At 42.4% G+C, this 12,153-nt stretch carries 7 protein-coding genes; all 7 read right to left on the bottom strand.

Translation table 11 applies throughout. The features are described 5' to 3' along the window. Window positions 1–174: 174 nt before the first annotated feature. The 7 genes from RDO88_RS02155 to RDO88_RS02125 all read right to left on the bottom strand — a co-directional run bounded on the left by RDO88_RS02155 (window position 175) and on the right by RDO88_RS02125 (window position 11,999). Window positions 175–972: a DUF4469 domain-containing protein gene (locus tag RDO88_RS02155; RefSeq protein WP_307757791.1), complete on the bottom strand. Its 798-nt coding sequence runs from the start codon at window positions 970–972 to the stop codon at window positions 175–177. 41 nt (window positions 973–1,013) lie between these two features. After that, window positions 1,014–2,120 (bottom strand): discoidin domain-containing protein, encoded by a 1,107-nt coding sequence (locus RDO88_RS02150; protein WP_307757790.1) that lies wholly within the window; start codon window positions 2,118–2,120, stop codon window positions 1,014–1,016. Window positions 2,121–2,132: 12 nt separating this feature from the next. Continuing rightward, window positions 2,133–4,430, bottom strand: coding sequence for a M60 family metallopeptidase (locus RDO88_RS02145; protein ID WP_307757789.1), 2,298 nt, complete (start codon window positions 4,428–4,430; stop codon window positions 2,133–2,135). Between the two features lie 87 nt (window positions 4,431–4,517). Next, the gene (locus tag RDO88_RS02140) at window positions 4,518–6,512 is read right to left on the bottom strand and encodes a RagB/SusD family nutrient uptake outer membrane protein (RefSeq protein WP_307757788.1); all 1,995 of its coding nucleotides are present in this window, start codon (window positions 6,510–6,512) and stop codon (window positions 4,518–4,520) included. A gap of 11 nt (window positions 6,513–6,523) precedes the next feature. Then, window positions 6,524–10,000 (bottom strand): SusC/RagA family TonB-linked outer membrane protein, encoded by a 3,477-nt coding sequence (locus RDO88_RS02135; protein WP_307757787.1) that lies wholly within the window; start codon window positions 9,998–10,000, stop codon window positions 6,524–6,526. Window positions 10,001–10,164: 164 nt separating this feature from the next. Then, window positions 10,165–11,361: a FecR domain-containing protein gene (locus RDO88_RS02130; RefSeq protein WP_307757786.1), complete on the bottom strand. Its 1,197-nt coding sequence runs from the start codon at window positions 11,359–11,361 to the stop codon at window positions 10,165–10,167. Between the two features lie 71 nt (window positions 11,362–11,432). After that, entirely contained in the window at window positions 11,433–11,999 is a 567-nt protein-coding gene (locus tag RDO88_RS02125; RefSeq protein ID WP_307757785.1) for an RNA polymerase sigma-70 factor, read from the bottom strand. Window positions 12,000–12,153: the final 154 nt, after the last annotated feature.

Raw genomic sequence — 12,153 nt, 5'->3', positions numbered from 1 at the left:
AACCTGTTATTTGAATTGTGTAATCGTGTTATCCTGAAAACCTCTTATACCTTTATTTCTGATACGTCGGACGTATTACTGCTGATACGCCGGACGTATTACCACTGCGATGCCATCCGTATCACCTCTGCTACGTCCGGCGTATCAGAGATGATATGACTGGCATATCAGCTGCTACAGCGGACTTTCGTCCTGACCGTCGTCTCCTCCGTCTCCGCCCGGTTCTTCTCCTCCAGCCGGAGCTTCACCGACATAAAGAGTCTTGGTGATGCTGCGCGGAGTTTTCAAGAGCTGTTTGGAGTTTACGAACTGTGTGGTGACGGTCAGCGTATAGGCACCGTCGGCCAGTCCGGCAGGGATGAGGAAGATGAGGCGCGAAGGTTCGTTCAGGGCTATCATGTCGTCGGTGATGCGGGTCACTTTTCCCTCGGCGTCGGTCAGCGTGATGCCTACGGCGGGGTCTGTTCCGGCAATCTTGATGCGCTGTCCCGTCAGGGTGTAGTTGCGTCCGGCCGTGGCGGTGAAGCCCGGCGCGCGGGTGGCGGTATCGGTGCCTCCGGCCACGTACATGGTGCTGCCCTTTTCGCCCACGATGTTCACCGTGGTGGCCTGTATGGCCTCGCGCAGCTCCTTGCCCTGCGTCAGCGAGATGTAGACCGAGTTCCGTTCGGGGTCGAAGACGTTGTTCTCCACCGTTCCGGTGAACTGGGCCACGGCGCTGAAGAGTCCGGTGTTCACGCGATAGCCCGTCAGGAGCAGCTTCTTCAGGACGCGCTGTTCCAGGTTGATGACGGCCTCGACGGTCTCGCGTTCCAGTCCGGGATTGATTTCCATGATTTCGCTGATGAGGCGCTGCTTGTCCGCCGTACCGGCGCTGACGAGGGTCAGTATCTTGTCGTCCTTGTTGTCTGCGGTCACGGTGTTGTCCGCCAGCTGGGCGTTCAGTGTGTATTTGATGTCGGTTGTTGCCATAACAATTCTATTTTAAAAAATTGACTACTATATATAAAGGCTCATTCATTTCCTATATAGATTTCAGAAATCTGAACAGCAGAGCTGTCGGTAGGATCATACCCCGTCATGACAAAACGTACATAACGATAAGACGTTTTCTTGTCCAACACGATTTTTTCTCCAGTCGAAGCATTGGCTGTTACATCCAAAGGTATTGCTTTTTGAATTTCTTCAAAAGTATCTCCGTCGTTACTTCCATATACTTCCACTTCGGAAACACGAAGTCCTGCGGTCGTATTATCTCCTCTATGATGCCACCTGAAATAATTGAAAGGATAGGCTTGTTTCATATCTACTGTAAAGAAGATGGTAGCTCCAGCAGGAGTTTCACTACCCTTACCCGGTTTACGGATAGAAAGGAAGGTGTTAAAGCTTCCGTCCAACATATCCTCGGGTGCACCAGTAATACCTTTGTCGGGTACATATGGATGCGATGTCGTTATTTCCCAAGCTTCACGCGGGAAATCGCCCATCAATTCATCTGTCACATGAATAAAAGCGGATGTCATTGCACCGCCACCGTCAGCAGCCTGAATGATGATTTCCACATCGCCCTTCGCTATAGCCGTCACGACACCATTTGCATCCACACTTGCGATATCCGTATTTGACGAGGTATAATTCATTTGGGGATTATCCACGTTTTCCGGTTTGATGGTCACTGCGCTGCCCAAGTCCAATGTATTCCCTATCAACAAATTGCAATCCCGGTATTCTTGAGGCAGTTCGATGGTACGTACCCAGTTGGGTTGTACAGTAACTTGGCAAGTCTGCGTTATGGCGGGATTGTTGACAGCACGAACTGTCAACTGGGCTTTTCCTGGCGTAATGGTCTGTATGGTTCCTACAGAGTCCACCGTAAAGATGTTTTCATCGCCACTTTCAAAGGCAAAGATATACTGAGCCTTGTCTGTAGCATCTACGGGTAACATCTTAATCTGTACTTCTCCGTTTTCCCCCTTAGAAAACAATAAACCTCCATCTTCATTAATACCGACCAATTCGATACTGTTCACGACACGTGTGTTATAAACATATTCATCTTCGCAACTGCTCAAAATGAATAATGACAAAAACAAAAATGATAAATATTCAAATGTTTTCATAATGCATAGTTCTTATTGATAATTGTATAAATTGTCTTCTTGAATGAGATGTACGTCTTTATGCGGCATCAGATAACCTTGCTGGTTGATTTCTTTTTTCAAAGCATCTATTTGACTTTCAGTTACCGTAAAACGCTTGGTTCCATAATCATTCAATTTTTCATCAACCGGGGTCAGGAATCCCCATTTTTGAAAGAAATCCAACATATTAAGATTCGATATTCTGCATACCTGCCGGACAAAATCCAACTGATATACACCATCAGTGTATTGGGAAGCCTTCAAATTCTTATAATCATAATTTCTATAATACTCATAAAGGTCATGATAAAAATCTTTCTTTCCCAACACATCAATCATGTAGAGTTTCAATTGCCAAAAAGGAACCAAACGAGCTTCCAAACCTGAAGCCACCGCATGAGTTTTCCCTTTCTCTACAATTTCCTGCTGGGCATAAGCATAAATTGGCATTCCGCCTGCTTGATCCACCAACAATTTGCAAGGCTGCCCAAAAGAAGTCTGTACATACAACGACATAATATTATTGGTTACCTCAGTCGTCCCAGCCCATTTCAACCCCGGACGGGTCTGATTAACATGTCCGACCTCATGAGCAGGTCCCCATAAACGTGCTTCAAAACGGTTTTGGTCACATAGCACTTCGGCATAACTCGATGTATACACGGTTCGGTAATCGGAAGCATTCGGACTCTTGGCTGTATAATCGATAGAAAAGTGCATACGATTGCGGAACATCCGATTGTATTTCACCAATCCAAGAAACTCCTGCTGGAGCCAAACCAGCCGGTCGTAGTTGTCCAACACGGTTTCAATGTCTGTATTATATTTCAGGAAATCAGAGGTCCGCCACGTGATATGCGCGTATTTTCCCAATATATCCAAATCTTGGTATTGGGCTTTACTCAAAATTTCAGGCCATTCTTCGGGTTGGTTCTTTTGGCAATCATAATAACCGTTTACTTTTCCGGAAATAACGTGTACTTTCACACTTTGAGCATCGGCTTTCTTTAAATCCTCTTCGGACTCAAGTAACAAAGGAATGTCTTCCTCTACAAGATTCAGAACATACACCAGTCCTCCAATTTCCGGTTGCAATTCATTCAATCCTGTTTTCAGTTTATATGTCCTGGAATTGCCATACCCCCCATTCAAGTCTCTTATCATCAGAGAAATATCCGCCCCCTCGTAAGTTTCGCCCAAGGCTACAAACATCTTTTCACCGGCTTCGACAAAAATTCCGGTCGGATTGTCACTTAAACTATATCGGGCTGTACGGTTGGATGAGGCCATAATGGACGGATGTTGATAGGGACGATAAGTTTCTACCCTATATCGGGTATCATACGTACCTTCATACAAGGACAACGCCAAACTTCGCATTGCATTATTCGGCATGTTCTTGATGGACCATTCGGTGACATCCGGTTTCAGTTCCGTATAAAGTGAATTGGCGAAAATGGAACGATAGTCAAAACCGTTCTCACTAGGCTCATAAAATTCCATTTCGGCACAACTGACTCTTTTCTCATAAGCGGAATGAACCAGGAAACGTACATATTTGGCATTGGGGACAGGCTGGGACAACTCAAAATCAAAAGGAGTGTGTACGCCATCGCCACGTTCAAACGAAGCAACTTTGACAAATTGAGTCGGATTATCCTCTGTCGCGACTTCCACCTCAAACTTGTTGAAAGAGCCCCATTTGTTCCCACCGTCTGTACGTGGCGTATACACAATGCGATAGAGTGTATGTCCACTTTCTAACGTATATGTCATACGGAAAGTTGAAGTAACATCAATCCCCCCCTTGGAATTAAAGTAAGTTTTATAATCCCCATCAAAGCTCTTGTTCATCTCATTGTTCTCATTTTCTGTATCGGCAGTGCCGGCTTTAACGGGAATTCTAATATCAAGATCACTAATACCTGCTTTTTGTTTGATTCGAATAGGATAAGTACAATCTTTCCCGTATTCTATTGTCAAATCAGTATAACGTTCCCCTTCAACATATGACCGATAGACAGATACAACCAATCGGTCATTTTCAATAACAGCCTCACACCAAGTATGATCTTTTGCCGGTATTGAGCAAGTGACTTTAGTTGCATCCATTCCGGCAGCTAACGAAAAGCGAAATTCCTTTATACCGCCTTCCATAGGGAACTCCAAATCTGTTTCCAGACCTTCAATCCAAGATTCCCCCAACCGACTGCCCGAATCATTACTACACCCGAATAAACAACAGAGCAATAAAAGATAAAAGAACATCCATTTCTTCTTATACATCATAATACTCAGTTTTATATTCTAAAGATTAATACAATCACATACATTTTGTTTTAGGGAGAACTAAATCTCCCCAAAACAAAAAGACATTTACCATGAGGGATTCTGTATCAACTTCTTCCCTGGTGAACGCTGTATTTCAGTATAAGGAATTGGATACAAAAGCATCGCACGTGTCCACGCCCTTTTTTCTATTTCCACCCTGTTAAAGAATGAACCCACACCTGTTTCCAATTTATGTTCTTGTGTCATGTCCATTCCCGTACGTATCAATTGCTGGTCAAAACGATTATTGGCATCATCGGCTGTCATCCAACGACGGATATCAAAATATCGTTGCCCCTCACAAAGAAGTTCTACCTGACGTTCGCGTTGAATAGCCCAACGCTGTAAAGCCTGGTCTCCAATAATATCCTTTTTACCTTGCGCCTTAAGTTCTTTATAACCTGGAATACCAGCCCGATAACGTACTCTATCTATATACTCGATAATATTGGGATCTGACGGGTCCAACTCATTACATACCTCCGCATAATAAAGATAAAAATCAGCCAAGCGAAGCAAGATATTGGGACGGGCCCATTGCTTGAACAATTCCTTTTTATTGCCTGAAGCCGGACGTGTCGTACCATACACCTGACGATTCTTAAACTTATAGAGCATATAACCCGTTTTTGGATTTTCCTGCCTACTCAAATCGGAATCTCCTCCTTTGGCAAAACTAGTCACATAATTGGTGTTTCCAGGAGGTTGTACATGCCAACTCCGTCCTTCATAAGTTATGGCCGCATAAAAACGAGGTTCACGATTATGATACATCATATATACGTCTTTATCCACACGAAAATCTTCATTAATTCGATTGGGCAAATCGGCAAAACCTTCTTCCGAATATCCACTACCAGAATCGTCTATTGCCAAGCCATTAGCCATAAAAAAAGCATCAACCGTTTCCTGAAAAACCCCTAAATTAGACCAGCCGTTGTACACGCCACGTGGATTACTTCGACACTCCATTTCTGTATTATAACTATAATAATTATTTTTATTTGTGGCCCATATTATTTCATCATTATAGTATTGAAAGAGTTCATAAACTGAATTATCCGCATCTACATTCCCATTTTCATCCTTTATTTCAAACAGAGCATACCCCATTTCATCTGCAAACCTCAAGAATGTTTCCAAATGCTGTTTGGCTGTTTTCCACTTTTCTACACTGTAGGCAGGGAAGATGGTACTACCATCATAATTTAACAACTGCACAGCTTCATCATATCCACCATTAAACAACGGAGATGCAGCATATACCCATAACTTGGCACGTAAAGCCAAAGCCGCCGCTTTGGTAGGACGGACCGCCTCGTTCAAAGCATATTTTGAATTATCATGATTGGAGTGATCTCTATTACCAGAAACACCTCCTGAAGCAAAAGTCGTTTCCGGTAACGCCCCAGACTCTATAACTTCAGCCAACAAGCCATCAATATATTGCACCATATCATCTACTGAAGCACGCGGATAATCTGCAAAATTTGGATTGTCAGGATCAGCAATTTCAGTAACAATGGGTACAGGGCCATATAATTCAAAAAGCGAAAAATAAGAATAAGCTATAAAAAATTGGGCTTCTGCCTTCATACGCTCAACCTGTTCCGGACTAAGATAACTGTCATTTAACGCATTAGGATCTCCAACAGGTTTAATCCTTTCTAATAATATTAAAGCCTGACGAATATACTTATACAAAGTCCCCCAACGTTGAAAAGGAGCCGTATCTGCTGTAAACCCATTTCTCATAACTGTATAGGAAGTACCTCCATTGGGACTGACTTCTCCAGCTATCACATTCCATACACCGGTTAGTGGACCTTCATAGCTACCTCCCATTGTTTCATAATGGGAAATACAATTAAAAATATTTGAATGCCACCTTTGTACATATTCTTTATTATTAAAAACATCTTCTATTGTAAGATTGTCCGCAATTTCATCAGAAACATCCAAATAATCACTACAAGAAGCAAGCCCCAAAAGACCGACTCCACAAAATACAGTATATAACGTTTTAATTATCTTATTCATAAACCTTTATTTTAAAATGAAACTTCTAGTCCGATAGTCCAAGTCGAGCCAATTGGATACGTCGCTCCTGAACTGCTATTTCCTAACTCAGGATCCCACATTTTAACGTCATCCCATACCGCCAAATTAGTACCTTGTACATATAAACGCAAATTGTTCATGCGCAGTTTCTTAACAAGGCTCTTATTGAATTCATACCCAAATTCAACATTCTTTAAGCGCAAGAAACTACCATCACGATACCACCATGTACTTTTTTCCATATTATGATCGAACTTTGTCGAGTGCATACGTGGAAAAAGGACATTCTGATTGTAAGGATCTTCTGCAGACCAATGGCTCAATGCTTCCATTCGTGCCGACCCTCCCTCAACTCCTCTCGTAAACGGCATAAAATAATTGGAATTATTCATCAGATTAACAGTCGTTTTCCCTGTACCTTGAAAAAAGATTCCCGCAAAGAAACCTTTATATTCCAAATTCAGGCCAAAACCGTAAACAAGTTCCGGATTTGAAGAATTTAAACCATTATCATAGGTCATATCATATTCATCAATTCTATTGTCACCATTCAAATCTTTGTATTTTATATCACCAGGAGCGACAGAAGTAGCTGGTTTAGGAAGGCCTTCTTTCAGTGTATAATTGTAACCACCTCTATCATTGGGTGTCACATCAAAATCATCAGGTGTATAAAGACCTTCTGCAATGTAACAGTAAGGCTGCCCAATAGATTGCCCGGTATAGTTCTGATAATCATATTTGGAGGGTACTTCATCGTATTCTACGATTTCATTACGTGCATAAGTTACATTTCCACGAGCAGAAATTTTCCAATCGCCAATTGAGTGGTTTAAAATGATACTACCATCAAAACCTTTGTTTTCTACTATACCGTAATTTTGCCACGGATTCACCCGAAAGCCCAATGTTCCTGGTACAATTTTACGCTGTATCAAAATATCCTCACGACGATTAAAGAAATAATCAGCTGTGATATCTATTCGATTGTCAAAAAGCCCCAAATCAATACCCCCATTCAACTTTTTTTCTTTCTCCCATGTCAATGCTGGAGCAGCGAAAGTACTTTCTACAATACCACTATCTCCACTTGGATTACCGCCAGAGCTACCCACCGGTATATTGAAAGCATAACCAGCATCGTTTGTCTTCAACTGTTCTCGATAAGGGAAACGATTACTTGAACCTATATTATCATTACCAGTAATACCATAAGAAACTCTTAGCTTCAACTTAGAAAGCCATTTTACTATTTGAGTATTCTGAATAAACTTTTCATTACTTACATACCAGGCAGCACCTACTGCTGGGAAAATTCCCCAACGATTACCTGCAGCGAAATTCTCACTACCTGTCATACCGAAACTACCTTCAACCATATAACGGCCGTCATATCCATAAGACAAGCGTCCTACTACATTCTGCTTCCGGTAAGGTAATAATTGAAGTCCGTCTGTATTTTGATATTGAGTCTCTTTCTGACTATAAACCAATATACCATTAACATCATGTTTTTCACCAAATAACCGCTTGTAATTCAGCGACGTTTCAATGTATATCTTTTTCGTTCCTGATGTACTTGTTTTTTTAGGATCAGATAAAGCTTGTTCTTCAGAAACAGTTTGAAGAATGAGATTACCTAATTCATCGCGTTCCGAAGCGAAAACCGTTCTTGGTGTTTTTGTACGTTGCATACCAGAAGTAAAATCAGCATCAAAACTTACTGCACCTTTTACCGATAGTCCTTTAGTAATGAAGTCCAAGTTTTGTTCAAGTTGCACTTTAGACTGTAGCGATGCATTCCAAGTTTTCGTGTAACCACTTTGATTTAACAAATTATATGGATTCGTTCTTTGATCAGCAGCTCTTGTCAATTGAGAAAGAGAACCGTCTGAATAATAAAATGGAATCACAAAAGTAGGACAAGTCACTATAGCTCCAAATATAGAACTTGAACTTTGTGCCGCCTGATTTTTCATTTTATACTGCCCGCTAAGATCAATCGAGAGTTTAGTAGTAGAGGTTATATCCATATCAACATTGGAACGCAAATTAAAACGTTGTAATCCTGTATTGGCATTATATCCTTCAGATGTATTGGAATCAAAAATACCATCTTCTTTATAATAGGCACCTGATGCAAAGAATTTAGTTCTGTCCGAACCTCCTCTGAAATTAATCGTATAACGTTGGTTCATGGTACGCGGCGCCAGCAGTTCCATCCAATTTGCATTAGGATACAAATCCAGATCTGCGCCAGTACGATATTTTTCCAAAATTTCACGGCTATATGAACCTGTAAAATCCATAAAATCACCCGGATTACCAGCCTCATTCCATTCGGCTTCGGTGTACATATTCAGATAATTATACGAATCCATCAATTCCGGTAAACGAGTAGGAGTAACAATCGAATATTGTGCATTAACATCCACCCGTGTCTTTTGAGCCAAACCACGTTTAGACGTTATCAACACGACACCATTGGCACCTTCCGCACCATACACCGCTGTAGCAGCAGCATCTTTCAGCACTGTAAAAGTCTCAATTTCATCCACATCAATATCATTCATATCTCGCGGTACACCATCCACCAAAACAAGTGGACTTGTACCTCCCATATACGAACTTTGCCCACGAATCCAAAATGAAGCCGCATCATTACCCGGTTCTCCAGAACGTTGAATAGCAATCACACCTGCAACTTGCCCAGCCAACATATTTGAAAGGCTACTTGTAGGAAGTGCTATCTCGGCAGGCTTTACAGAATTAATAGAGGAAACGACACTTTCCTTCTTCTGCTGGCCATAACCGATAATCACCACGTCTTCCAGACCTACCGAAGCTTCCATCATACGAATATTTATACTCACCTCTCCTTTATATTCACGTTCTTCGGTATTGAAACCGATGAAGCTGTACTGGATGATGTCACCCTTCTTCACATTTTTCAACGTATAACGACCGTCGATATCGGTGGTCACACCGTTTGTCGTTCCTTTAATCACAACCGTAGCACCAATAACGGGATTACCGTCGGCATCGGTCAAAAGGCCGGATACCGTCTTGCCCTGTTGCTGCACACTGGCGACGACATTCATCGATTTTTCTTTCGGCTTCAACACAATCTGCCTGTCCTTAATTTCATAACCGATGGAAGTATTTTCCAGTAGTTTGTCCAGCACTTCGTATATGTTTCCATCTTTTACCGACAGGGATACTTTCTTCTGCGTGTCCATGATGCCTTCATAGAAGAAGAACACAAACTCGCTCTTACTCTCGAGATAATCGATCACTTCCTGTACGGTTTTCTGCTCCATCTTGAAAGTGAAGCTCTTTGTCTGGCTGTAAGCCGCTGATGCCTGAACAGCACCTACTTTTAACAAGAAAGATAAAAAGATGCAAATAAAGAAAAATGTTTTTCCCCTTTTATCTTGACATGCATTCATTTTGGTATTAAATTTCATAATTTTGTAACGTTGATTTATTTATGAACCATATAAGTGGTTTTCTTTCTCTGCGGGATAGTACGCCAATACTATCCTGCTTTTTTTGTTGATTTATTGTTTTTCAGGTATTTCCTTCCCCATAGGCATTACATTTTAAAGGTTCCACATTTATATTAATTGAATCACTTGTTTTCTATCAAATAAATCCCGGCATCGTTCTTCCGCCACTGGACAGGGGCCGTGAGCGAAATCAGCCGGAGCAATTCGTCGAGCGGCTGATACAAATCTATTTTTCCCTTCATCCTATAACTGCCGGCGCGGGGAGAAATGGAAATCCGACATCCGTAGAAACGCTCCAAACGTCTGCATACAGAAGAAAGTTCCTCCGAGTGCAGCAGCAACAAGCCGTCTTTCCAGGAAACATAGTCGGCCGCATTGACCTGACGTACGCCCTCCACTCCCTGTGCATTGACTACAGCCATCTGGTCGGGCTTCAGCAGGGTGGCCGGATGGACACCGTCGGACAATCGCACAGAACCTTCCAGCAGGACAACCTCGGAGTGCGCATCTTCCTTATAGGCATTGACGTTGAAAGAGGTTCCCAACACTTCGACCTCAAAAGTAGAGGTTTGGACAATAAAAGGTCTATGCTTGTCTTTCGCCACTTCCAGATAGGCCTCTCCTTCTATATATATCCGGCGACGGTCTCCCTGAAACACTTTCGGATAAACGACACGGGAGGCGGAATTTATATAGATAAGAGTTCCGTCGGAAAGACGAAGGTTCGTGAATTTACCTTTTGGCACAACAATCTGATTGTATGCCGGTTCTTCTTTTTTCGCTACCGCCTGGGGCATGTATTGTTCAGCCGTGTCGGAAACTACATTACCGTAATTCTTGTCATTGATGGACACACTGCCATGGGATGAATAAGATACGGAAGCTTTTCCTCCATCGACCGACACCTCTTCCGTCGGCGACAGGAATACCTTAATCTGCTGAGCATCCTGAGGAACAAACTGTTGGGCATAAAGAGCCAGACTGTTTTTTTCCAGTTCGCCCTTCTGTCCAAACCCATAATACCAGGAAAGCGGGAGAATCAGCAACAGCAGGACAGCCGCCACCGAACCATACAGCCTGATACGGAAGTTCCTGCGTCTGGCATTCTTCTTCCGAAGCCTTTCCTGCCATTCGTCCAGCTTTGCGGAAGCCCATTCTCTGTCGCCCTCCTGTTCAACCAGGCGGGAAAGGGCTTCGGCGTTCTGCAAACGGACAAAGTCTCTTTTCAAATCCGGATCAGACTGGATACGGTTGAAAAGAACCCGTTTCTCTTCGGCAGACAGTTCCCCAGAAAAATATTTCTTCAATTGTTCGTCCATACGATTTCAAGTCATTTACGATAATATGACGGACGAACAACTGCCAACTACTAGTCTACCCGAAAAAAAAATCAAAAAAATGTGAGAAAAAGAAGAAGAGGAAGATATTCCTTCAGTTCCACCCTCAACTTTGACAAGGCGGAAACGATATGGTTCTGGACGGTACGCACGGATATATTCAACCGTTCGGCTATTTCGTCATGCCGCAAACCGTTCATCCGGCTGAGAATAAAGACCTGACGACACTTTTCGGGCAAATGACTGATTGCTTCACGCAGCAAGTGTTCTATTTCATGATCGAAAACCGCCTCGTCAAACTGCATCAAAGCCTCCATCTTTATCTTCAGCTCCAGATTCTCAACGCGGTCCAATGACTCCATACGGCTGTCGACCATCGTTTTATGCCGATAGTAATCAATACACTTGTTCTTGGTCATCGTGAAGAGCCAGGCATTGAGATTGGTCAGTTCATCGAGCACTTCCCGCTGCTCCCACAAATGCAGAAAGACATCCTGAATGATGTTTTCAGCATCTTCGGAAGACATGACATATTCACGCGCAAAACGAACCAACTTCGGGAAGTAGGTCATATAGACGGAGGTGAACGTGCGTGTTTCAGTACTCGATTGCTTTTCCATTATTAATAGCGATTAGATTATAATACTGAACGGAAAAAGTCCTTGAATTAATATACTGGTATTAAATTTATCACGATATCGCAGGCAAAAATAAAGTAAATAAATGAAAAGACATCACAATTTCACTATTTTTTATCTGCTATCTGAGTATTTT

Origin of the sequence: uncultured Mediterranea sp., from assembly GCF_902493215.1 — a bacterium.
In the GTDB taxonomy this organism is placed as follows: domain Bacteria; phylum Bacteroidota; class Bacteroidia; order Bacteroidales; family Bacteroidaceae; genus Bacteroides.
This window is presented reverse-complemented; position numbering and strand designations above follow the sequence as displayed.

Excerpts from the sequence above, each read along its gene's own strand:
- RDO88_RS02155 (WP_307757791.1), bottom strand. The coding sequence starts at position 972 with ATGGCAACAACCGACATCAAATACACACTGAACGCCCAGCTGGCGGAC.
- RDO88_RS02145 (WP_307757789.1), bottom strand. The coding sequence starts at position 4,430 with ATGATGTATAAGAAGAAATGGATGTTCTTTTATCTTTTATTGCTCTGT.
- RDO88_RS02140 (WP_307757788.1), bottom strand. The coding sequence starts at position 6,512 with ATGAATAAGATAATTAAAACGTTATATACTGTATTTTGTGGAGTCGGT.
- RDO88_RS02130 (WP_307757786.1), bottom strand. The coding sequence starts at position 11,361 with ATGGACGAACAATTGAAGAAATATTTTTCTGGGGAACTGTCTGCCGAA.
- RDO88_RS02135 (WP_307757787.1), bottom strand. The coding sequence starts at position 10,000 with ATGAAATTTAATACCAAAATGAATGCATGTCAAGATAAAAGGGGAAAA.
- RDO88_RS02125 (WP_307757785.1), bottom strand. The coding sequence starts at position 11,999 with ATGGAAAAGCAATCGAGTACTGAAACACGCACGTTCACCTCCGTCTAT.
- RDO88_RS02150 (WP_307757790.1), bottom strand. The coding sequence starts at position 2,120 with ATGAAAACATTTGAATATTTATCATTTTTGTTTTTGTCATTATTCATT.